20 protein-coding genes are annotated in these 21395 nt (G+C 73.2%); 5 read left to right on the top strand and 15 right to left on the bottom strand.

The window, feature by feature from the left end; translation table 11 throughout:
* Positions 1–15: 15 nt before the first annotated feature.
* The 4 genes from araD to QPK52_RS21135 form a co-directional block, all read right to left on the bottom strand.
* On the bottom strand, positions 16–1797 hold the full coding sequence (gene araD, locus QPK52_RS21150) for an L-arabinonate dehydratase (RefSeq protein ID WP_410539029.1): 1782 nt from the start codon (positions 1795–1797) through the stop codon (positions 16–18).
* A complete protein-coding gene (locus QPK52_RS21145; RefSeq protein WP_410539028.1) occupies positions 1794–2711 on the bottom strand; it encodes a dihydrodipicolinate synthase family protein in 918 nt (305 codons plus the stop codon). The genes araD and QPK52_RS21145 overlap by 4 nt, the downstream gene beginning before the upstream one ends.
* Complete coding sequence (locus QPK52_RS21140) at positions 2708–3385, bottom strand: GntR family transcriptional regulator (protein WP_410540421.1); 678 nt, start codon at positions 3383–3385, stop codon at positions 2708–2710. The genes QPK52_RS21145 and QPK52_RS21140 overlap by 4 nt, the downstream gene beginning before the upstream one ends.
* Before the next feature lie 284 nt (positions 3386–3669).
* Positions 3670–4890: a hypothetical protein gene (locus QPK52_RS21135; RefSeq protein ID WP_410539027.1), complete on the bottom strand. Its 1221-nt coding sequence runs from the start codon at positions 4888–4890 to the stop codon at positions 3670–3672.
* Positions 4891–5430: 540 nt separating this feature from the next.
* On the opposite strand from QPK52_RS21135, the gene QPK52_RS21130 reads away from it, so the two are divergent.
* The 3 genes from QPK52_RS21130 (at position 5431) to QPK52_RS21120 (ending at position 7513) form a co-directional block, all read left to right on the top strand.
* Positions 5431–5703, top strand: a complete 273-nt coding sequence (locus QPK52_RS21130) for a GlsB/YeaQ/YmgE family stress response membrane protein (protein WP_410539026.1) — start codon at positions 5431–5433, stop codon at positions 5701–5703.
* A 105-nt stretch (positions 5704–5808) separates the two neighbouring features.
* Positions 5809–7011: a TerD family protein gene (locus QPK52_RS21125; RefSeq protein WP_410540420.1), complete on the top strand. Its 1203-nt coding sequence runs from the start codon at positions 5809–5811 to the stop codon at positions 7009–7011.
* A gap of 310 nt (positions 7012–7321) precedes the next feature.
* Entirely contained in the window at positions 7322–7513 is a 192-nt protein-coding gene (locus QPK52_RS21120) for a hypothetical protein (protein WP_410539025.1), read from the top strand.
* A gap of 168 nt (positions 7514–7681) precedes the next feature.
* Here the strand turns inward: QPK52_RS21120 and QPK52_RS21115 are convergent, their stop codons facing one another.
* The gene (locus tag QPK52_RS21115; protein ID WP_410539024.1) at positions 7682–9166 is read right to left on the bottom strand and encodes an alkaline phosphatase PhoX; all 1485 of its coding nucleotides are present in this window, start codon (positions 9164–9166) and stop codon (positions 7682–7684) included.
* A gap of 93 nt (positions 9167–9259) precedes the next feature.
* A complete protein-coding gene (locus QPK52_RS21110; protein WP_410539023.1) occupies positions 9260–10813 on the bottom strand; it encodes a hypothetical protein in 1554 nt (517 codons plus the stop codon).
* A gap of 279 nt (positions 10814–11092) precedes the next feature.
* On the opposite strand from QPK52_RS21110, the gene QPK52_RS21105 reads away from it, so the two are divergent.
* The gene (locus tag QPK52_RS21105; RefSeq protein ID WP_410539022.1) at positions 11093–12919 is read left to right on the top strand and encodes an endonuclease/exonuclease/phosphatase family protein; all 1827 of its coding nucleotides are present in this window, start codon (positions 11093–11095) and stop codon (positions 12917–12919) included.
* Positions 12920–13086: 167 nt separating this feature from the next.
* Positions 13087–13980, top strand: coding sequence for a 4-hydroxy-tetrahydrodipicolinate synthase (dapA, locus tag QPK52_RS21100; RefSeq protein ID WP_410539021.1), 894 nt, complete (start codon positions 13087–13089; stop codon positions 13978–13980).
* 73 nt (positions 13981–14053) lie between these two features.
* On the opposite strand, the gene QPK52_RS21095 is transcribed toward dapA, so the two are convergent.
* The 9 genes from QPK52_RS21095 to sufD form a co-directional block, all read right to left on the bottom strand.
* The gene (locus QPK52_RS21095; protein ID WP_410539020.1) at positions 14054–14884 is read right to left on the bottom strand and encodes an EI24 domain-containing protein; all 831 of its coding nucleotides are present in this window, start codon (positions 14882–14884) and stop codon (positions 14054–14056) included.
* Between the two features lie 88 nt (positions 14885–14972).
* On the bottom strand, positions 14973–15971 hold the full coding sequence (gene dapD, locus QPK52_RS21090) for a 2,3,4,5-tetrahydropyridine-2,6-dicarboxylate N-succinyltransferase (RefSeq protein ID WP_410539019.1): 999 nt from the start codon (positions 15969–15971) through the stop codon (positions 14973–14975).
* A 280-nt stretch (positions 15972–16251) separates the two neighbouring features.
* Positions 16252–16575, bottom strand: coding sequence for a DMT family transporter (locus QPK52_RS21085; RefSeq protein ID WP_410539018.1), 324 nt, complete (start codon positions 16573–16575; stop codon positions 16252–16254).
* Positions 16576–16724: 149 nt separating this feature from the next.
* On the bottom strand, positions 16725–17060 hold the full coding sequence (locus tag QPK52_RS21080; protein ID WP_093655405.1) for a metal-sulfur cluster assembly factor: 336 nt from the start codon (positions 17058–17060) through the stop codon (positions 16725–16727).
* A complete protein-coding gene (gene sufU / locus QPK52_RS21075) occupies positions 17057–17548 on the bottom strand; it encodes a Fe-S cluster assembly sulfur transfer protein SufU (protein WP_410539017.1) in 492 nt (163 codons plus the stop codon). The genes QPK52_RS21080 and sufU overlap by 4 nt, the downstream gene beginning before the upstream one ends.
* Before the next feature lie 46 nt (positions 17549–17594).
* Positions 17595–18851 (bottom strand): cysteine desulfurase, encoded by a 1257-nt coding sequence (locus tag QPK52_RS21070; protein ID WP_410539016.1) that lies wholly within the window; start codon positions 18849–18851, stop codon positions 17595–17597.
* A gap of 124 nt (positions 18852–18975) precedes the next feature.
* Positions 18976–19740 carry a Fe-S cluster assembly ATPase SufC gene (sufC, locus tag QPK52_RS21065; RefSeq protein WP_093655399.1) on the bottom strand — a complete coding sequence of 255 codons (765 nt, stop codon included), beginning with the start codon at positions 19738–19740 and terminating at the stop codon, positions 18976–18978.
* 6 nt (positions 19741–19746) lie between these two features.
* A complete protein-coding gene (locus QPK52_RS21060) occupies positions 19747–20106 on the bottom strand; it encodes a non-heme iron oxygenase ferredoxin subunit (protein WP_093655397.1) in 360 nt (119 codons plus the stop codon).
* The gene (gene sufD / locus QPK52_RS21055) at positions 20103–21284 is read right to left on the bottom strand and encodes a Fe-S cluster assembly protein SufD (protein WP_410539015.1); all 1182 of its coding nucleotides are present in this window, start codon (positions 21282–21284) and stop codon (positions 20103–20105) included. Before sufD ends, QPK52_RS21060 begins: the two co-directional genes overlap by 4 nt.
* Between the last annotated feature and the right edge of the window lie 111 nt (positions 21285–21395).

The raw sequence follows: 21395 nt of genomic DNA, 5'->3' as shown, positions 1-21395 counted from the left end.
GTGCGGTGCGGACGCTCAGCCCGCGTAGGGTTCGGGGACCTCGCCGGGGCGGGCGAGGAAGGCGAAGTCGCAGCCGGTGTCGGCCTGGGTGATGTGCTCCTCGTACAGCGCCCCGTAGCCGCGCCCGTAGCGCCGCTCGGGCGGGTGCCAGGCGGCGCGCCGGCGTTCCAGCTCGGCGTCGTCGACCTCCAGGCGCAGGGTGCGCGCGGCCACGTCGAGGGTGACCAGGTCGCCGGTCTCCACCAGGGCCAGCGGTCCGCCCACGTGGGACTCGGGGGCGATATGCAGGACGCAGGCGCCGTAACTGGTGCCGCTCATCCGGGCGTCGGAGAGGCGGACCATGTCGCGCACGCCCTGCTTGAGCAGGTGGTCGGGGATCGGCAGCATCCCGTACTCCGGCATGCCCGGCCCGCCCAGCGGGCCAGAGCCGCGCAGCACCAGCACGCTCTCGGCGGTGATGCCCAGGTCCGGGTCGTTGATGGTGGCCTGCATGGTGCGGTAGTCGTCGAAGACGACCGCCGGGCCGGTGTGCTTCAGCAGGTGCTGCTCGGCGGCGATGTGCTTGATGACCGCGCCGTCCGGGGCAAGGTTGCCGCGCAGCACGGCCACGCCTCCCTCGGCCGCGAGCGGGTTGTCGGCGGTGCGGATGACGTCGTCGTCGTGGACGAGGGCGCCGGCGATCTGCTCGCGCAGCGTGTCGTGGGCGACGGTGGGCCGCTCCAGGTGGAGGTGGTCCTGCAGCCGGGAGAGGAAGCCGGGCATGCCGCCCGCGTAGTGGAAGTCCTCCATCAGGTACTTCCCGCCGGGCCTGAGGTTGGCCAGCACGGGCGTGGTGCGGGCGATCCGGTCGAAGTCGTCCAGGGTGAGGCCGACGCCCGACCGCCCGGCCATGGCGATCAGGTGGATGACGGCGTTGGTGGAGCCGCCCAGCGCGCACACGGCGGCGACGGCGTCCTCGTACGCCTCGCGGGTCAGGACGGTGGAGAGCCTGCGGTCCTCCCACGCCATCTCCACGATCCGGCGCCCGGCCGCGGCGGCCATCCGGGAGTGGCCGGAGTCGACGGCGGGGATGGACGACGCTCCGGGCATGGTCACGCCCAGCACCTCGGCCGCGCCGGTCATGGTGGAGGCGGTGCCCATGGTCATGCAGTGGCCGGGCGAGCGGGCCAGGCCGCACTCCAGCTCGGCCATCTCGCAGTCGCCGATGAGGCCGGCGCGCTTGTCGTCCCAGTACTTCCACATGTCGGTGCCCGAGCCGAGGGTCTCGCCGCGCCAGTGGCCGCGCAGCATGGGCCCGGCGGGGACGAAGACGGTGGGCAGGTCGGCGCTGGCCGCGCCCATCAGCAGGGCGGGAGTGGTCTTGTCGCAGCCGCCCATCAGCACCGCGCCGTCCACCGGGTAGGAGCGCAGCAGTTCCTCGGTCTCCAGGGAGAGCAGGTTGCGGTAGAGCATGGGGGTGGGCTTCTGGAAGGTCTCCGAGAGGGTGGAGACGGGGAACTCCAGGGGGAAGCCGCCGGCCTGCCACACCCCCCGCTTGACCGCCTCGGCGCGCTCGCGCAGGTGCTGGTGGCAGGGGTTGATGTCGGACCAGGTGTTGAGGATCGCGATGACCGGCTTGCCCAGGTGCTCCTCGGGGAGGTAGCCGAGCTGCCGGGTGCGGGCGCGGTGGCTGAAGGACCGCAGTCCGTCGGTGCCGTACCACTGGTGGCTGCGCAGCTCCTCGGGGGCGCGGCGGGTTCGGGAGCCGCTCCCGCCGTGCTGGTCGTTCCGGTCGTTCCGGTCGTTCCGGCCGGTCATGCCGCCTCCCATCCCTTGACGATTCCGGCGATCTCGGCGCGCTGCTCCTCGGGCAGCGTCCGGCTCGGCGGGCGGACGTCGCGGCGGCACAGGCCGAGGTGGGCCAGGGCCTCCTTGACGACGGAGACGTTGTTGGCCGACTGCTGCGCGGCGCGCAGGTCCTCGAAGACGCGGATGCTCTCCCACACCCGCATCGCGGCGCCGAAGTCCCCCGCCCGCAGGGCGCGGAGCATCTCCAGCGAGATCCGCGGGGCCACGTTGACCAGGCCGGAGGTGAAGCCGGTGGCGCCGCAGGCGAAGTAGGCCGGCGCGTACAGCTCGGCGAGTCCGGCCACCCACACGAAGCGCTCCGGGCCGGCGTCGCGGGCGAAGGCGGCGAAGCGCGCGGCGTCGGGGACGGCGTACTTGACGCCGATGACGTTGGGGCACGCCTCGCCGAGCCGGGCGAGGGCGGAGCCGTCGATGAGGGGGTTGCGCAGGTAGGGGACGACGCCCACCTCCGGGACGGCCTCGGCGACGGCCCGGTGGTAGTCCACCCAGCCGGCCTGCGAGACATAGGGGTTGACGGGCTGGTGGACCATCACCATGCCCGCCCCGGCGTCGCGGGCCTGCTCGGCGGCGGCGACCGCGGTGGCCGGGTCGTGGCCGACGCCCACGACGACCTCGGCGCCCCCTCCGGCCTCCCGGACCTCGGCCATGGTCAGTTCGACCTCAAGCCGGCGCTCCTCGGGGGTGAGGGAGTAGAACTCGCTGGTGTTGCCGTTGGGGGTGACGGTGCGGATTCCGGCGTCCAGCAGCCGGCGGACCAGGGCCCGGTAGGTGTCCGCGTCCAGCCGGTCCCGCTCGTCGAACGGTGTGACCGGGATCGCCACGACATCGGCGAGTGCGGCCCGCTGGGGGGAGAAGTCCGTCATGCCTGGACCTGACCTTCCTGGTTCTCCACGGCCGGGAAGGCCCGGCGGACGAATCCCTCGATGTGGTCGCGCAGCAGCCGGGCCGCGCCGTCGGCGTCCCCGTCCAGGGCCCGGGCGAGGATCTCCCGGTGCTCGGCGGCCTCGTGCTCCCAGGAGGGCACGGCCTCCCAGGCGACGGTGGACACCAGGGCCGCCTGGTCGCGCAGGTCGTCCAGCATCCGCGTCAGCAGCGGGTTGCCGCAGGGCAGGTACAGGGCCCGGTGGAAGTCCCGGTTGGCCAGCGAGCGGTCGGCCCGGTCGGCGGCGGCGTCGGCCCGCTCCAGCGCGGCCCGGGCCCCGGCCAGGTCCGCCTTCGCCGTGACGGTGCGGCGCAGCGCCTCCGGCTCCAGCAGCAGCCGCACGTCGTAGACCGAGCGGGCCATCGAGGCGTCCACGGTGCGCACGGTGGCGCCCTTGTACTCGCTCATCACGACCAGTCCGCGGCCCGCGAGGGTCTTCAGCGCCTCGCGGACCGGGGTCTTGGACACGCCGAACCGCGCGGCCAGCTCGGTCTCCACCAGCGGCTGCCCGGGCGGGAGCTGCCCGGTGAGGATGGCGTGGGTCAGATGCTCCATGACGTACTGCGTCCTGGAGGGGACGGGTACCGGTGCGAGACCGGTCAGGGGGGCTCTCATGCGGTCGGCTCTCAGGTCGGCTGTGGCGACGGGCGTACGGGCGGTGGTGTGCGCGGCGCTCGGGATGCGGCGCACACCCGTGTACGGCATCTCGTATATGACGCACGAGATATGACGTATGACGTATCGCGTACGACGTGCGGTGGGAAGAAAGTAGGGCGGCCCCCGGGCTCCGTCAACGGTTCTGACAGAACTTTCGGAGACCGCCCTGAAAGCGCTTACCGTATGCGACGACGGGTGTGCCGACGATCACGCGGAGCTGCCGTGCGCCGCGCTCGCGCCACTCAGTCCAGCCGGGACAGCGCGGCGCGCACGGCCGCCAGGTCCGCGTCGGAGGCCAGACCGGCGTGGTACAGCCGCAGCTCGTCCGCCCCGAGCTCCCGGGCGTGCGCGGCGTCCCCGGCCAGCTCCGCCGGGCGCCCGCCCATCCCCCCGACCACCATGAGGTTGGCGGCGAGCACGGTGGAGGGGGTCCGGTGCGGCCCGAAGGGCGCCAGGACGGCCTCGCGTCCGGCGCCGTCCCCGGTGCACGGCAGCACCACCCCGTCGGCCAGGGCGAGGACGCCGGCGGGGTCCACACCGACGTTGGCGCCGCAGCGGTGGGGTGCCGGATCGGCGTGCAGCAGCACCCGGAATCCTTCCGTCCGCCGGGCCTCGGCGGCCTTCCGCACGGCTGTCACGACCTCGGTTTGGAAAGCGCTCGCTACCTGGTCACGCCAGCCCGCCGCGGCCTCGGCGAGCTCCTGCCCCAGCAGTCCCCCCACCTCCTCCCACTCCTGTTCGCGTCCGCCGGCCGCCTTCCCTCGCTCCCCGCCCTCCCCGCGCCACAGCGGCTCCAGCGCTGCGGCCGCGGCGCGCCGCAGCCGCTCGGGGTCGGCGCCGTGCGCGGCGTACCCCGCCTCGCACTCCGGGCAGAAGCACAGCGACATCAGGTACTGGCCGGCCCCGTCCAGCCGTACCCCGCCGGTCTTGTCATGAGCGCTCAGGTGCCCCAGCCCGTACCAGCCGCAGGACTCCAGCTCCACCCCCCGCGCGCCGGGCCGTACGGCGGCCTCGGCGGCCAGTGCGGCGGCGTAGGCGCGCACCTCCTCCCGCGCGATGCAGGGCGCCCAGGGGTAGCGGTCGCCGTAGGCGTTGCGCACGGTCAGGTCCGGGTGCTCGCCGCCGAGCCGGGTGTTGTGGGCGAGGATCACCCAGGAGTGCACCTCCAGACCGGCGTCGGCCAGAGCGGCCGCGGCCTCGCCGTACGGGTCCTCGCCCGCGACCCAGTCCTGCGCGTACGGGCGCAGCCGCAGACCCTCCCAGCGGGCCGGGTCCACCGGGTAGTAGACGGCGGAGTGCCGGGCGGCGACGACGCGGTGGCGCGGATGGCGGGGGGTGAGCGCCCTGGTGGAGTGGTAGGCGGAGGCGAGGGTGACCTGCTCGACGCCGAGGTCGGCGATCCGGCGGGCGGCGGCCGGGTCGCCGACGACGTCCCAGGGGTAGACGAACGCGGAAGCGCGCATCGGCGGCTCCTTGGTGTGAGATGGTCGGACGGGTTCGGACGGCCGGGCCGGGTGGACGGCCCTGGGCGGGACGGGCGAGGGCCGGGGCACAGGGCCGGACCGCGACAGCCTCGCCCACCCTCTGGACGGCCGCCCATGATGGTGCCGCATGTACGCATATCTGAACAGCGCGCGAAGTCCGCCCGGTTGTCGGGGCCCACGGACCGACCAGCGCTTCCGCACCATGATGTTCCGGCGGGTCCCGGCCCAACCCCCGTGCTCCGACACGGATGTGAACGGTTCTCAGTGACGGGGACGGCGGCTTCCATCCCCTTACGGCCCGCCCACCGGCGCCGCCACGCGGCCGCGAACCCGGTGCGGGCCCTGGGGGACGAGCGGCAGGGCGGCGGCCCCGGGCCCGCCTGCCCGGGCGGCGCGTTCCGCTCCCCCGTCCCTTCCGCCGCCCGCCCGGAAGGTGTTCGAGGGCGCACCCGTTCGGGCATGATGGCCCGCGAAGATCACGGACCGCGGGCGGAGCCCGCGGCGGGGAGGGGTTCGATCGTGGACATCGTGAGCTGGCTGGTGCTCGGACTGGTCACGGGGGTCGTCGCCAAGGTCCTGCTGCCGGGCCGCGACCCGGGCGGGCTGGTGGGCACCACGCTCATCGGCATCGTCGGGGCGTTCGTGGGCGGCTGGCTGTCGGCGACCTATCTGGACCGCCCCGTGGAGCGGGACTTCTACGACCCGGCCCTGTGGGTCTCGGCGGTCGGGGGTTCCCTGGTGCTGCTGATCGCCTACCGTCTGTTCTTCGGCCACTCGCGCCCGCCCCGCTGAGGCCCGGTCCGCCCCGCCTCCGGCCCGGGTGCGGAGTGCGCCCCGGACGGAGGAGGGTAATGGAACCGTAAACCGGCGTGGTCCGTTATCCGGACCATGACTGCAATGACTCCCGGTTCGAACCTTCCGCTGCCCACCGCGCGTGTGGCGGTGGACGTCACCGCGCCGGCGCGGCTCGACGTCTCCGGCCTGCTGATCGCCGCCGACGGGAAGGTGCGCTCCGACGACGACTTCGTCTTCTACAACCAGCCCTCCGCCCCGGGGGTGGCCCACAGTTCCGCAGGCGGCCTCGACACCATCACGGTGGACACCGCCGCGGTGCCCGCCGACATCGAGAAGGTCGTGGTGACGGCCAGCCTCGACGCACCGGGCGCGACCTTCGCCGGCACCGAGCCCACCGCGACCGTGCGGGACGCGGCGAGCGGCGCGGTGGTGGCCACCTTCACCCCGCCCCGGCTGGGTCCGGAGACGGCGCTGGTGGTGGTCGAGGTCTACCGCAGGGGCGGCGCCTGGAAGGTCCGCGCGGTCGGCCAGGGGTACGCGAATGGCCTGGCGGGCATCGCCACGGACTTCGGCGTGACGGTGGAGGAGCCCGCCGCGCCCGCCGCGCCCGCCACGGCCGCAGCCCCCGCCGCCGCGCCCTCGGCGCCGGCAGCGCCCGCCGCTCCGGCCATGCCGGCCGCGCCGCCCGCCGCCCCTCCCGCCCCTGCCCCCGCTGCCGCCGCCACCGGGCGGATCAACCTGGACAAGGGCCGGGTCGACCTGCGGAAACACCAGACCGTCTCCCTGGTCAAGGGTGGCAAACCGCTGCTGACCTCGGTCCGGATGGGCCTGGGCTGGGAGCCCGCCTTCCGCGGCAAGAACGTCGACCTCGACGCGTCGGTCATCGCCTACGACGCCAATCGCAAGAAGATCGACAACTGCTACTTCGGCAAGCTCGCCATCCTGAACGGGACGATCCAGCACTCCGGCGACAACCTCACCGGCGAGGGCGCGGGCGACGACGAGGCCATCACCGTCCACCTGGGCGGCCTGCCGCCGCAGGTGACGGGCCTGGTCTTCACGGTCAACTCCTTCTCCGGGCAGAAGTTCACCGAGGTCGCCAAGGCGTACTGCCGCCTGCTGGACGCCGCCACCGGCGAGGAGCTGGTCCGCTTCGACCTGACCGGCTCCGAGCCGCGCACGGGCGTGCTGATGTGCAAGCTGATCCGCCAGTTCTCGGGCGAGTGGGAGATGACGGCGCTGGGTGACTACGTGGACTCCCGCACCGTCCGCGGCATGGTGAAGCCGGGCGGTGCGGCCCTGTAGGAGAGCCGGCGGGGGAAGGCCGGCAGCGGGGGACGGCCGCCGGGGATCGGAGAGGAGTGGAGGAGGAGTCGCGCAGGAGTCGTGAAGAGGCTTGCCGCGGGGCTCCGGCCGTACCGCGGGAGGGCCGGCGGAAGTGATATCCGTCGCATCCGCCGACTGTCCCGACAGGCCCAACTCCCCGCACCAGGAGCCGTATTCGCAGGTCAGCGACGATTTCGGGCATTTGCGGAGCGATTGAGGTTTGAACTACGCGACGGAAGGGAAATCGGTGGGGCCAGCCGCTGTCATACCCAGCCCCTACGCTGGTCATATGTCCACCACTCCCGAGCAAGGATCCCCCGCCCCCGGGCCCCAGACGCCCGCCCAGGCGAACGAGGCGCTGCGCGCCTTCGTACGCGCACACGGAGACCGCCCCTGGTCCCGGGCGGAGCTCGCCGAGCTGGACCGGTTGCGGAGCCTGTGGCGGGCGGCCGAGCGGCAGGGGATGACCACCGCGGCCTGAAGCCGCGCACAGCGCTGACCCGGCGCCGGTACGGTACCGGCACGGCGCCGGGCGACACGCAAGGGCCCGCGGGAGATCTCCCGCGGGCCCTTGCGTACGGTCACCGCCTCGTCCCGAGCCGCCGCCGGAGGCGGTCCGGCCACTGCTCGGCGGCGGCTCGGCGGCCGTTCAGCGGCGCTGCCAGGGACCGGTGATCGCCAGCAGGATGCCGGGCTCCTGGATCCCGGCGAACAGCGTCCGGCCGTCCCCCGAGAAGCAGACCCCGGCGAACTCGCTGTACTCCGGCTCCTCCTCCGTGCCGATGTTCACCTCGTTGCGCGCGATCGGGAACGCCCGGCCGCGGTCGTCCGCGGCCATCAGATGCTGGAGCCCCTCGCCGTCCTCGGCGATGATCACCCCGCCGTACGGCGAGACCGTGATGTTGTCCGGGCCGTCGAGGCCGCCGGGCTCGTACGGGTCGCGGTTGACCCCGAAGCGCAGCCTGAGGGTGAGGGTGCGGCGCCGGGGGTCGTAGAACCACACCTGGCCGTCGTGCGGTTCACCGGGGCTGTCCTCGTCGCGGGCGTAGGAGGCCACCACGTACGCGCCGCCGTCGGCCCACCACATGCCCTCCAGCTTGCGGGCGCGGGTGACCTCGTTCCCGCCGAACTGCCTGCGGACGGGCACCTCGCGGGCGTCGCGGTCGGGGACGTCCACCCAGTCCACCCCGTAGACCGTGCCGGGGCGCACCGCGCGGGAGAGGTCGTCGACGAACCGGCCGCCGGAGTCGAAGCAGCGGAACGCCTGGAGGACGCCCGCGTCGTCGGCCAGCGAGCGCAGCTTCCCCCGTCCGTGCCGGAAGCCGTGCGGCGGCACCCACCGGAAGAACAGGCCGTTGGGGTCGGAGTCGTCCTCGGTCAGGTACATGTGGCCGCGCCGCGGGTCCACGACGACGGCCTCGTGGTCGAAGCGGCCCAGCGCCTTGATCGGCTTCGGGTCGCGGTTGGCGCGCCGGTCGCGCGGGTCGACCTCGAAGACGTAGCCGTGGTCGCGGGTCATGCCCCTCTCACCGGCCCTGTCGGAGTTCTCCTCGCAGGTCAGCCAGGTGCCCCAGGGGGTCACCCCGCCCGCGCAGTTGGTGGAGGTGCCGGCGATGCCCACCCACTCGGCGAGCTTCTCCCCGTCGTGCGAGACCTCCACGACCGTGCAGCCCCCGGCGGCGGCCGGATCGTAGACCAGCCCCTCGGCGAGCGGCACCGGGTGCTCCCAGTCGCCGCGGGGGCCCTTCAGCTCGTGGTTGTTGACCAGCAGCGTCCTGCCCCTGGGCCCCTCGAAGGCGGCGGTGCCGTCGTGCCTGGCGGGGGTGTACTCGCCGGTCTCCAGCCGGGTGACGCCGCAGTGCGTGAGGATGCGGTACGAGAAGCCCGCGGGCAGGGCGAGCACCCCTTCGGGGTCGGGCACCAGCGGACCGTAGCCCCGCGGTCCGTCGCTCTCCCGCCGCCCGCGGTGCCCGTCGCGCTCCCCGCGGTCGTCGTGGTCGTCGTGGCCCGGGGCGCCGAACGCGCCCGAGGTGCCGGCCAGGATGCCCGCACTGCCCGTGAGGGCGATCCCGGCCCCGGCCACGACCGACCGCCTGGTGAGGTCTGGGCGACTGACTTCGCTGCTGGTCGGCATCGTCTCTCCCGTCGGCTTCGCGCGATGGCACGGCGCCGACCACGATCCCGCCCTCCGGCGAACGCGGGTTGAACACGGGCCGAACCGGTCGGCTCAGCCGCGCGACCGCGCCCTGTACGCCGCCTTGCGGGCGTCCTTGGCCGCCTTGCGGTCGGGGTGCACGCGGCTCATCGCCTCCAGCACCTCCCCGGTCGCCGGGTGGTCGACGCGCCAGGCCTTGTCGAAGAAGCCGCTGTGCTGGTCGACCAGGCCGCGCACCAGTTCGCGCAGCTCCTCCGACCCGCCCCCGTCCCCCTCGGTGGCCAGCTGGGCGGCCAGGGTGTCCACGGTCAGCCAGAACACCATCTCCTCCGACGGCGCCGGCACGTCGGCGAAGCCGCGCTCGGAGAGCCACACCCGGGCCAGTCCGCCCAGCTGGCCGTCGTCGAGGACCTCCCGCAGGGCGGGCTCGGCCTCCGCGCCGGTGAGCGAGAGCGCCTGCTGACAGGCCAGGCGGCGGCGCGGCGCGTCCCGGTCGTCGCCGCGGGCGGCGGCCAGGAGTTCGCGGGCGGCGGCCAGGGGGGTGCGCCGGGCGAGCCACAGTTCGATCTCGTGGCGGGCGGCCTCCTCACCGTGGCCGGGCAGGGCGGCCAGCAGCGCCTCGGCGCCCTCCTCCGCCAGATCGCCCACGACCGGGGCGTAGACTCCCGCCTCCAGCAGCCGCTGCCGTACGCCGTACAGACCGAGCGGGGTCAGGCGGACCATGCCGTAGCGGGCCACGTCCTCCTCGTCCGGGGCCGCGGAGTCGCCGAGTTCGTCCAGGCCGGCGGATTCGCCGGGTTCACCGCCGTCGGCCTCCTCGATCAGGGCCGCGTCCACGGGCCGGTAGTCGACGATCCCGGCCGGCTCCAGCATCCGGAACTGCTCGTCCAGCCGCACCATCGCCACCGAGACGTCCTCCAGGACGGAGTCGGTGGGGTGTTCCATGTCCTCGGGGGCGACCATCGAGGCGGCGAGCACCGGCAGCGGCACCATCGCCCCGGCCGTCACGGCGGGGTCGGTCGCGGTCAGGACGTAGAGGTTGCCCAGGGCTCCGTCGAGGAAGTCGGCCTCCTCCTCCGGGTCCCAGTCGAGCGCGTCGAGGTCGATGGATTCGGGGTCGAGCCGGCCGTCCTCGCCGTCGGCGCCCGGTTCGCCGAGCAGGTCCTCCAGGGCCGGGGCGGCGGCGTCCGCGAGGGCCGCCTCCAGGCCGTCGCGCCAGATGTCCAGTACGTCGGCGGGGGCGCCCCCGGTGAGCAGGGACAGCTCCTCGCCGGGGACCGCCGTGCCGTTCTCTCCGTCCCCTCCCTCCTCACCGCTCCCGGCGTCGCTTCCGCCGTGTCCGCCGTCCTCGCGGATCTCCAGCAGGCCGGTGTCCAGAGCCGCGTCCCACGCCCGCTCGGCGTGCGCGAGCCCGTCCTCCTCCCCGTCGAGGCCGAGGTGGGCGGCGGCCCGCGCCAGCGACTCGTCGGACAGCTCGCCCCCGGCTCCGACCCGGATCCCCTCCCCGGCCCAGCGCGCGAGCCGGGCGGCCCGGGACAGCAGCGGCGAGGCCAGCGCGTCCCGCGCCAGTTCGGCTTCGGCGGGCAGCCGTACGGGCGGCACGGTGGGACGGTCGTCACCGGTCATGGGGGAGGCGCTCCTCGATTCGATGAGGCGGGCGTTGTGATCGCTGCCCCAGCGTAGACGGCTTCCGTCTCCACCGTCCGGTTCACCGGCCCTTCCGCCCGCGTACACCGGCGACCGCTTGACAAGCACCTGACCAGAGCGGCACGTTACGCGCGTAGAAACCGCACAGTGCGAACCACGGGCAGCGTCGCCGCACTCCGGCTTTCTCCCCCAGCACACCCGGCACACCCGGCACGTCCGGCACATCCGGCACTCACAGCACCGTCCCGGAGGGACCCCTTGAGCAGATCCCAGGCGGCCCGTACCGCCGCACTCACCGTCGCAGCCCTGACCTCGACGCTGCTGGCCGTCCCCGCCTCGGCGGCGGAACCGGCCGACACGGTCCGCATCCACGACATCCAGGGCACCACCCGCGTCTCGCCGCTGGTGGGCGAGCAGGTGTCACAGGTGTCCGGCGTCGTCACCGGCGTGCGCACCTACGGCTCGCGCGGCTTCTGGATGCAGGACACCGCCCCCGACGGGGACCCGGCCACCAGCGAGGGCCTCTTCGTCTTCACCAGCTCGGTCCCCAGGGTGGCCGTCGGGGACTTGGTGCAGGTCTCGGGCACGGTCACCGAGTACCGCCCCGGCGGCAACTCGTCGGGCAACCAGACCCTCACCCAGATATCCCGCCCCCAGGTGACCGTCGTCTCCTCCGGCAACCCCCTGCCGGCCCCGGTGACCCTGGACTCCGCCTCCGTCCCCGAGGCGTACGCGCCCCAGGGCGACCCGGCCGCGGGCGGGAGCATCGAGGGGCTCGAACTGCGCCCGCGGGCCTACGCCCTGGACCTGTACGAGTCCCTGGAGGGCATGGACGTACGCATCCGCGACGCCCGCGTGATCGGCCCCAGCACCCAGTACGCCGAACTGTGGGTGACCGTCAGGCCGGAGCAGAACCCCTCGGCGCGCGGCGGCACCGTCTACGGCGGCTACGACGAGCAGAACTCCGGCCGCCTCAAGGTCGAGTCGCTCACCCCGCTGTCCCAGGAGCCCTTCCCCACCGCGAACACCGGCGACGTGCTGGCCGGCGCCACCACCGGCCCGCTGGACTACGAGCAGTACGGCGGCTACCACGTGGTGGCCCGCGAGCTGGGCGAGGTCGAGGACCGCGGCCTGGAGCGCGAGCGCACCCGCGCCCAGCGCCGCGGCGAACTGGCCGTGGCCACCTACAACGTCGAGAACCTCCACCCCGGCAACGACCAGGAGAAGTTCGACCGGCTGGCCCGGGGCGTGGTGGAGAACCTCGCCTCCCCCGACATCCTCGCCCTGGAGGAGATCCAGGACGACAACGGCCCGGTGAACGACGACGTGGTCTCCGCCGACGCCACGCTGACGAAGTTCACCGACGCCATCACCGCCGCGGGCGGCCCGCGCTACGAGTGGCGCGCCGTCGACCCGGTCGACGACGCCGACGGCGGCCAGCCCGGCGGCAACATCCGCAACGTCTTCCTCTTCAACCCCGAGCGGGTCTCCTTCGTGGACCGCCCCGGTGGCGGCGCCACCACCGCGGTCGGCGTGGAGCGCGAGCGCGGCCGGGCCGTGCTGACCCACTCCCCCGCCCGCGTCGCGCCGAACGACACGGCCTGGAAGGACAGCCGCAAGCCGCTGGCCGGCGAGTTCCGCTTCCGCGGACGCACCGTCATCGTGGTCGCCAACCACTTCGCCTCCAAGGGCGGCGACCAGTCCCTGCACGCGGCCGTCCAGCCGCCCAACCGCTCCTCCGAGGTCCAGCGCACCGCGCAGGCGAGGGTGGTCAACCACTTCGTGCGGCAGGTGCTGGCGGTGGAGAGGAAGGCGAACGTCGTCGTCCTCGGCGACATCAACGACTTCGAGTTCTCCGCCACCACCCGCGAGCTGACCGCGGGCGGCGCGCTGCGCAGCGCGGTGCTCTCGCTGCCCGAGGAGGAGCGCTACACCTACGTCTACGACGGCAACGCCCAGGTGCTGGACCAGACCCTGGTCTCCCCGGGCATCGACCGCTTCGACTACGACATCGTGCACGTCAACGCGGAGTTCGCCGACCAGGCGAGCGACCACGACCCCCAGGTGATCCGCTTCCGTCCCTGACGCGGGGCACCCCCGCGGCGCGGGGCGTGACCGCCATGGTCCTCGTACCGCTGGACCGTGCGGATGCCCGTCCCCGGGGGCGGCCCCCCGGGAACGCGCCCCGGGGGGGGCGGCCGCTGACAAAGCCGGTTGGACCGGCCGCTTCCGTATGGGCCAGACTCGCGCGCATGCCCGACTCCCCCTTCGGCCGCGTCGCCGCCGCCATGATCACCCCGTTCGACTCCTCCGGCGCCCTGGACCTCCCCGGCGCCCGGCGGCTGGCCGCCCATCTGGTGGACCGGGGCGGCTGCGACGCCCTGGTGCTGGGCGGCACCACCGGCGAGTCCCCGACCACATCGGACGACGAGAAGACCGCGCTGGTGCGGGCCGTGACCGAGGAGGTCGGCGACCGGGCCGGGATCGTCGCCGGCGTCGGGTCCAGCGACACCCGGCACTCGGCGGAACTGGCCCGGGCGGCCGAGGAGGCGGGCGCCCACGGCCTGCTGGTCGTCACGCCGTACTACTCGCGCCCCACCCAGGAGGCCATCGCCCGCCATCTGGCCACCGTCGCCGACGCCACCGCCCTGCCGGTGATGCTCTACGACATCCCCGCCCGCACCGGGGCGGGCACCGCGCTGACGGCGCGGACGCTGACCCGGCTCGCCGAGCACCCGCGCATCCGCGCGGTGAAGGACTGCGCCTACGACCTGATGAAGACGGCGAAGGTGCTGGGCTCCACCGGGCTGGCCTACTACTCCGGCTGCGACGAGATGAACCTGCCGCTGCGCGCGATCGGCGCCCACGGCTGCGTGAGCACGGTCGCCAACGTGGCGGGCCCCGCCGTACGCGGCGTCCTGGACGCCTTCGACGCCGGTGACCACGCCGGGGCCGCCCGGCGCCATCAGGCCCTGGTGCCGCTGGTCGACGCGATGATGTCCCAGGTGCCCGGCGCGGTCTCGGTCAAGGCGCTGTTCTCGGCGGCCGGGCTGCCGGGCGGCCCGGTGCGTCCGCCGCTGCTCGCGGCCGACGAGGAGCTGACCGCGCGGCTGGTCGACGCCCTCAGGAGGACGCTGTCCTCCTAGGCCCGCCCAGGTCCTCCCGGTCCTCCGAGCCCTGCGGGACCGGCCCCCGCGGGGCTCGGGCGCCTCGGGCTCCTCAGGCGGTCCCGTCCGGGCGGCCCGGCTTGGCCCACATCCCCTGCGGTCCGTGCGGCCCCTGCGGCTCCCGCGCGGCCGGTTCCCCGTCCGCGGACGCGCCCGTCAGGTCCCGCACCAGGAGGGCGGCGCCCGCGACCGCGCCCGGCATCAGGAGGACAGCGGCCAGCGGCACCAGGAAGCACAGTGCCAGCGGCGCCCCGAAACCGACCGCCAGCGCCTTGCGTCCGCGCAGCAGCCGCAGCCGCTCGCGGACCGGGATGTCACGGCGCTGCATGGCGACCGAGGCGAGCTCCAGGGTGAGGAAGAACCCGGAGACGGCGAGGCCGACGACGGGGACGACGGTCTGGCCGGCGACGGGGACGAAGCCGAGCAGGAACAGCACCACGCCGAAGACCAGGGCCCGCGCCAGGACGTAGAGGCTGTCGCACAGGGAGATCCACAGCCCTCGCAGCAGCGAGACGTCCGGGCCCTCGGGGCAGCCGCCCTCGGACTCCTCCACCTTCTCCGACAGGGACTCGTAGAAGGGGTCGCCGACCAGCAGGGTGACGGCGGTGAAGGTGAGCACCGCCATCAGCAGGCCGCCGGCGAACAGCAGCACGGTGAACGTGCCGCGCAGCAGCCCGGCCCAGGGCGAGGACCAGTCGTCGGCGAAGGGCGTGGCCCAGGCGGCCAGGTCGTCGGCCCAGAAGCCGAGGGCGACCAGGGCCGCCGTGTAGAGCACCAGGGTGATGAGCGCGGGCAGCAGCCCGAAGCCGAACCACCGTCCGTTGCGCAGGACCCACTTCTGGCCCTGCCCCAGGTACCGCGCTCCGGTCATGAGATCGCCCATGGCCGCACAGCGTAACGGGCCCGCCGCCCGGTGGGGGCGGCGGGCCCGGACGGGTGCCCGGTGCCGGGGACGCGTACCCGGCGCGGCGTCAGTTGTGGCTGTGCAGGGCCTCGTTCAGACCGCCCCAGGAGCCGGAGCGCTGGAGGGCCTCGACGGCTCCGGTGGTGGAGTTGCGGCGGAAGAGGAGGTTGTTCGCGCCGGACATCTCCAGCGCCTTGACGACCTCGCCGTCGGGCAGGGCGACGCGGGTGCCGGCCGTCAGGTAGAGGCCCGCCTCCACGACGCAGTCGTCGCCGAGGGAGATGCCGATGCCGGCCTCGGCGCCCAGCAGGCACCGCTCGCCGATGGAGATGGTCTGCTTGCCGCCGCCGGAGAGGGTGCCCATGATCGAGGCGCCGCCGCCGATGTCGGAGCCGTCTCCGACGACGACGCCCGCGCTGATGCGGCCCTCGACCATGGAGGTGCCCAGCGTCCCGGCGTTGAAGTTGACGAAGCCCTCGTGCATCACGGTGGTGCCGGAGGCGAGGTGGGCGCCCAGGCGCACACGGTCGGCGTCGCCGATGCGCACGCCCTTGGGGATGACGTAGTCGGTCATCCGGGGGAACTTGTCGACGCTGGTGACCGTGAGCTGCCTGCCCTCGGCGCGGGCGGCGAGGCGGACCTGCTCGACCCTCTCGACGGGGACGGGGCCGAGGTTGGTCCAGGCCACGTTGGCGAGCAGTCCGAAGATCCCGTCCAGGTTCTGGCCGTGCGGCCTTACCAGGCGGTGGCTGAGCAGGTGCAGCCGCAGGTAGGCGTCGTGCGCGTCCAGGGGCTTGTCGTCCAGCGAGGCGATGACGGTGCGGACGGCGATGACCTCGACACCGCGGACCGGGTCCGGGCCCAGGGCCTGCGGCGCGGCGTCGCCCAGCAGCTCGGCGGCGCGCTCGGCGCTCAGCCGCTCGGTGCCGGCGGGGCCGGGCGCGTCGGCCAGTTCGGGCGCGGGGAACCAGGTGTCGAGTACGGCGCCCCCGTCGAGCGCGACGGTGGCCAGTCCGGCGGCGGCGGCGCCGGTCGTACGGGGTGCGGGTGCGGGTGCTTCGGTCATGGCCAAACGCTAACCGGACACCTTCCGCGAGCGCGAACCGGTCCCATCGGCCGGACGCGTACGGCCTCTCCCGCGCACCGTCCCGCGCGCTCTCCCGGCCCGGTGCGCACGCACCGCCTCGGCCTCAGGGGCGCCTCCCGCCGGCGCCTTCTCCGGGTCGTCCGCCATGCCGTCGCCCGGCCGCCGCGCCGCATAGCGGTGGATGTCGGCGGCGTGCCGGTCGTACAGGCGCGCGAAGACCTCGGGCCGCTCTCTGGAGTCCTTGATGACGGCGGCGCCGTCAGTGGCCGCCGCCGCCCAGGTTGAGCACCACCACACCGGCGATGACCAGGAGGATTCCGGTGATTCTGGCGGCGGTGACCGCCTCGCCGATGAAGACCATGCCGATCACGGCGATGGCGGCGGTTCCCACGCCCGACCAGATCGCGTACGCGGTGCCCACGGACATGGTCTTCAACGTCTGCGCGAGCAGGACGAACGCGACGAGGTATCCGGCGGCGGTCCCCAGGGTGGGCCACAGCCGGGTGAAACCGTCGCTGTACTTCATCGAGGTGGTCGCCAGTACCTCGGCCAGGATCGCGCAGGCCAGCATCAGATACGCCATGCGCCGAGGCTACGCAGCGGTGCGGCGGGGCCGCCGACCGCCCCGTGGGCGCCCGTGCGCGCCCGTGGGCGCGCACGCCGCCGGCCGGGGCCCGCGAGGGGCCCCGGCCGGCGGGGGGAAGGCGCTGGGTGCCCGGGTGTCCGGTTGCCTCAGACGTTGAAGCCGAGGGCGCGGAGCTGCTCGCGGCCCTCGTCGGTGATCTTGTCCGGGCCCCACGGCGGCATCCAGACCCAGTTGATGCGCAGCTCGTTGACGATGCCGTCGGTCGCCGACTTCGCCTGGTCCTCGATCACGTCGGTCAGCGGGCAGGCCGCGGACGTCAGCGTCATGTCCAGCGTGGCGGTGTTGTCGTCGTCGACGTGGATGCCGTAGACCAGGCCCAGGTTGACGACGTCGATGCCCAGCTCGGGGTCCACCACGTCGTACAGGGCCTCGCGGACCTCGTCCTCGCTCGCCGGCTTCGTCGTGGTCGGCGTCTCGCTCATGCGGTCCTCTCCTCGGCCTTCTGCCCGGCCTTGTCCTCGGCGGAGCCGTCGCCCAGGGCCTGGGCGGTGGCGTCCTTCCATGCCATCCAGCTCAGCAGGGCACACTTCACGCGTGCCGGGTACTTGGAGACCCCGGCGAACGCGACGGCGTCCTCCAGGACCTCCTCCATCGCCTCGTCCGGCTCGATCCGGCCCTTGGACTGCATCAGCTCCAGGAAGGTCTCCTGGACCCTTCGCGCCTCGGCCAGTTCCTTGCCGACCAGCAGTTCGTTCAGCACCGAGGCGCTGGCCTGGCTGATGGAACAGCCCTGCCCCTCGTAGCTGACGTCCGCGACGGTGGAGCCGTCCATCCTCACCCGCAGGGTGATCTCGTCGCCGCACGTCGGGTTGACGTGGTGCACCTCGGCGTCGCCGTCGCGCAGCCCCCGTCCGTGCGGGTGCTTGTAGTGGTCCAGGATCACGTCCTGGTACATGGAGTCAAGCTTCACGAGTCACCTTCAGCCGCTGCGGTCGTCCTTCGTCGGTCACGGAACATCAACCGAAGAAGTTCCGTACGTGTTCCAGTCCTTCCACCAGGGCGTCGACCTCCGCCGGGGTGGAGTACAGATAGAACGACGCCCGGGTGGTCGCGGGAATTCCGTACCTCAGGCAGACGGGCCTGGCGCAGTGGTGGCCGACCCGGACGGCGATCCCCTGCTCGTCGAGCACCTGGCCCACGTCGTGGGGGTGGATGTCACCGAGCGTGAAGGAGATCGCGGCGCCGCGGTCCTCGGCCGTGGACGGGCCGATGATCCTCAGCCCGGGCACCTCCTGGAGCCTGCGCACCGCGTACTCGGTGATCGCGTGCTCGTGGGCCGCGATGCGGTCCATGCCGATCGCCGAGAGGTAGTCCACGGCGGCGCCCAGGCCGACGGCCTGCGCGATCGGCGGCGTGCCCGCCTCGAACTTGTGGGGTGCGGGGGCGTAGGTGGAGGAGTGCATCGAGACGGTCTCGATCATCTCGCCGCCGCCGAGGAACGGCGGCAGGTCCTCCAGCAGCTCCTGGCGGCCCCACAGCACGCCGATGCCGGTCGGCCCGCACATCTTGTGGCCGGTGAAGGCCACGAAGTCGGCCTGGAGCGCCTGGACGTCCACCGCCATGTGCGGGGCGGCCTGGGAGGCGTCGACCACCACCAGCGCGCCGACCTCCTGGGCGCGGCGGACGATCGTCTCGACCGGGTTGACCGTGCCCAGGATGTTGGAGACCAGCACGAAGGAGACGACCTTGGTCCGCTCGGTGATGACCTCGTCGATGTTCGACAGGTCCAGGCGGCCGTCGTCGGTGAGGCCGAACCACTTCAGCTTCGCGCCCGTGCGCTGCGCCAGCAGCTGCCAGGGCACGATGTTGGAGTGGTGCTCCATCTCCGTGATGACGATCTCGGTCCGGTCGTCGACGCGGTAGGGCTCGTCGGCCCAGCCGAGCATGTTCGCCACGAGGTTGAGCGACTCCGAGGCGTTCTTGGTGAAGATCACCTCGTCGCGGCTCGGGGCGTTGACGAAGGCGGCGACCTTGTCGCGCGCTCCCTCGTACAGCGCCGTGGCCTCCTCGGCGAGCACGTGCACGCCGCGGTGGACGTTGGCGTTGTGCCGCGCGTAGTAGTCGTTCAGCGCGTCGAGCACCTGGTTCGGCTTCTGGGAGGTCGCCGCGTTGTCCAGGTACACGACCTTCTTCCCGTCGTGGACCGTGCGGTCCAGCAGCGGGAAGTCCTTGCGGATCGCGTCCGTGTCGAGAAGGCCCGGCAGCTGTGTCACGCTCGTGTTTCTCCGTTCTCCCCCGGGACCCCACGCCCCGTGGGTACCCCATTGCGCGCCCGTCCGGCCGGACCGGGGGCGCCGTCGGTGCGCGGGGCCGCCGAAGCGGCCCCGCGGGTACGGCTCACGCCGTCCGGTCGGCCTTGACGTAGGCCTCGTAGCCCTCTTCCTCCAGCTTGTCCGCCAGCTCCGGGCCGCCGGACTCGGCGATCCGGCCGGCCGCGAAGACGTGGACGTGATCGGGCTTGATGTAGCGCAGGATGCGCGTGTAGTGGGTGATCAGCAGGGTGCCGACCTCACCGGTCTCGCGGACGCGGTTGACGCCCTCGGAGACGACGCGCAGCGCGTCGACGTCCAGACCGGAGTCGGTCTCGTCCAGAATCGCGATCTTCGGCCGGAGCAGCTCCAGCTGGAGGATCTCGTGGCGCTTCTTCTCACCGCCGGAGAAGCCCTCGTTGACGTTGCGCTCGGCGAAGGCGGGGTCGATGGAGAGGCGCTCCATGGCCTCCTTGACCTCCTTCACCCAGGTGCGCAGCTTGGGAGCCTCGCCGCGGATGGCGGTGGCGGCGGTGCGCAGGAAGTTGGAGACGGACACGCCGGGCACCTCGACCGGGTACTGCATGGCGAGGAAGACGCCGGCGCGGGCGCGCTCGTCGACGCTCATCTCCAGGACGTCCTCGCCGTCCAGGGTGACGGTGCCGCCGGTGATCGTGTACTTCGGGTGGCCCGCCAGCGAGTAGGCGAGGGTGGACTTGCCGGAGCCGTTGGGGCCCATGATGGCGTGCGTCTCGCCCTGCTTCACGGTCAGGTCGACGCCGCGCAGGATCTCCCGGGGGCCGTTCTCGGCCTCGACGGAGACGTGCAGGTCGTGGATCTCAAGCGTTGCCATGGGGCTTCAGGACTCCTGGGTGGTGGAGACGAGCACGGCCGCGTCGGGGCCGTCTCCTTCGATCTTGACGGGGTATACGGGGACGGGGCGCGTGGCGGGCGGTCCGTCGGGCTTGCCGGTGCGCAGGTCGAAGCTGGACCCGTGCAGCCAGCACTCGATGTGGCAGTCCTCCACCTCGCCCTCGGAGAGCGAGACGTTCGCGTGCGAGCAGATGTCGTTGATCGCGAAGACCTCTCCCCCCGTGCGGACGAGCGAGACCGGGACGCCCTCGACCTCCACCCGTTTGGGAGTGTCCTCCTCCAGCTCGCCGAGCGAGGCGACGCGGACGAAGCCCGCGCTGCCCACCGTGCTTTCGCCGGTGCTCATGCGACCGACTCCTCCAGCTCCTCCTCGATCCTGGCGATGAGGCGGTCCTGCAGGTCGGGCAGGCCGATCTGCTGGACCAGTTCGGCGAAGAAGCCCCGCACCACCAGGCGGCGGGCGTCCTTCTCCGGGATGCCGCGCGCCATCAGGTAGAACAGCTGCTCGTCGTCGAAGCGGCCGGTGGCCGAGGCGTGGCCGGCTCCGACGATCTCGCCGGTCTCGATCTCCAGGTTGGGCACCGAGTCCACCCGCGCGCCGTCGGTGAGGACGAGGTTGCGGTTGAGTTCGTAGGTGTCGGTGCCGGTGGCCGAGGCGCGGATCAGCACGTCGCCGATCCACACGGCGTGCGCGTCCTGGCCCTGGAGTGCGCCCTTGTAGACGACGTTGCTGCGGCAGTTCGACGCCTCGTGGTCGACGAAGAGGCGGTGCTCCTGGTGCTGGCCGTCGTCGGTGAAGTACAGGCCGTACAGCTCGGCCTCGCCGCCGGGGCCCGCGTAGTTGACGCGCGGGTGGAGGCGCACCACGTCGCCGCCGAAGGTGACGACCACGGACTTGAAGGTGGCGTCGCGGCCGACCAGCGCGTTGTGCTGGGAGCAGTGCACGGCGGTGTCGTCCCAGTCCTGCACGGAGACGACCGTCAGCTTGGCACCGTCGCCCAGCACGTACTCGACGTTGGCGGCGCGCACGCCGTCGCCGGTGTGGTCGATGACGATGACGGCCTCGGCGAAGGCGCCCAGCTCGAAGACGGTGTGCCCGAAGGAGACGCCGCCCTGGCCCTGGATGTTCACCCGGATCGGCTCGGTGAGCGCGGTCTCCTTGGGCACGGTGACGACGGCGGCCTTCTCGAAGGCGCTGTAGGCCTGGGCGGCGACCCGGTCCACGGGCTTGCCGGCCCGGCCCAGACGGGCGTCGTCGCGGCCGACGGTCTCCACCGTCACGCCCTCGGGCGCGGAGACGTCGACCTTGACGCCGCCGCCGGCCTCGGCGGTGCCGTCGTGCAGGCCCCTCAGGCGCTCCAGCGGAGTGAAGCGCCACTCCTCCTCGCGGCCGTGCGGCACCGGGAAGTCCGCCACGTCGAAGGACGGCGGGGCGCTCATCCGGGTGGCGACGGTGGACTCGGCCGCCACCGCGATCGATCCGGCGGTCGTGGACCCGGCCGGGATGTTCTGAGCCTCAGCCATGGCTGTCGTGTTGCTCGCTCTCTGTCTTCTGTGTTCGCCGGTCTCCGGGCCCATCGGCGCCCGGAGACCGGCTCACGGTCACGGAGGTGGGGAGGACGGGTGGCCGGACGG

The organism is Streptomyces sp. KL2, assembly GCF_046529545.1.
GTDB classification, from domain to species: Bacteria; Actinomycetota; Actinomycetes; order Streptomycetales; family Streptomycetaceae; genus Streptomyces; species Streptomyces radiopugnans.
Note: the sequence above shows the minus strand (reverse complement) of the source record. Positions and strands in the feature narration are given on the sequence as shown.

Bases quoted from the DNA above. Each gene is read 5' to 3' on its own strand.
- araD (WP_410539029.1), bottom strand. From the start codon at position 1,797: ATGACCGGCCGGAACGACCGGAACGACCGGAACGACCAGCACGGCGGG.
- QPK52_RS21145 (WP_410539028.1), bottom strand. From the start codon at position 2,711: ATGACGGACTTCTCCCCCCAGCGGGCCGCACTCGCCGATGTCGTGGCG.
- QPK52_RS21140 (WP_410540421.1), bottom strand. From the start codon at position 3,385: ATGAGAGCCCCCCTGACCGGTCTCGCACCGGTACCCGTCCCCTCCAGG.
- QPK52_RS21135 (WP_410539027.1), bottom strand. From the start codon at position 4,890: ATGCGCGCTTCCGCGTTCGTCTACCCCTGGGACGTCGTCGGCGACCCG.
- QPK52_RS21125 (WP_410540420.1), top strand. From the start codon at position 5,809: ATGACTCCCGGTTCGAACCTTCCGCTGCCCACCGCGCGTGTGGCGGTG.
- QPK52_RS21120 (WP_410539025.1), top strand. From the start codon at position 7,322: ATGTCCACCACTCCCGAGCAAGGATCCCCCGCCCCCGGGCCCCAGACG.
- QPK52_RS21115 (WP_410539024.1), bottom strand. From the start codon at position 9,166: ATGCCGACCAGCAGCGAAGTCAGTCGCCCAGACCTCACCAGGCGGTCG.
- QPK52_RS21110 (WP_410539023.1), bottom strand. From the start codon at position 10,813: ATGACCGGTGACGACCGTCCCACCGTGCCGCCCGTACGGCTGCCCGCC.
- dapA (WP_410539021.1), top strand. From the start codon at position 13,087: ATGCCCGACTCCCCCTTCGGCCGCGTCGCCGCCGCCATGATCACCCCG.
- QPK52_RS21095 (WP_410539020.1), bottom strand. From the start codon at position 14,884: ATGGGCGATCTCATGACCGGAGCGCGGTACCTGGGGCAGGGCCAGAAG.
- dapD (WP_410539019.1), bottom strand. From the start codon at position 15,971: ATGACCGAAGCACCCGCACCCGCACCCCGTACGACCGGCGCCGCCGCC.
- QPK52_RS21085 (WP_410539018.1), bottom strand. From the start codon at position 16,575: ATGGCGTATCTGATGCTGGCCTGCGCGATCCTGGCCGAGGTACTGGCG.
- QPK52_RS21080 (WP_093655405.1), bottom strand. From the start codon at position 17,060: ATGAGCGAGACGCCGACCACGACGAAGCCGGCGAGCGAGGACGAGGTC.
- sufC (WP_093655399.1), bottom strand. From the start codon at position 19,740: ATGGCAACGCTTGAGATCCACGACCTGCACGTCTCCGTCGAGGCCGAG.
- QPK52_RS21060 (WP_093655397.1), bottom strand. From the start codon at position 20,106: ATGAGCACCGGCGAAAGCACGGTGGGCAGCGCGGGCTTCGTCCGCGTC.
- sufD (WP_410539015.1), bottom strand. From the start codon at position 21,284: ATGGCTGAGGCTCAGAACATCCCGGCCGGGTCCACGACCGCCGGATCG.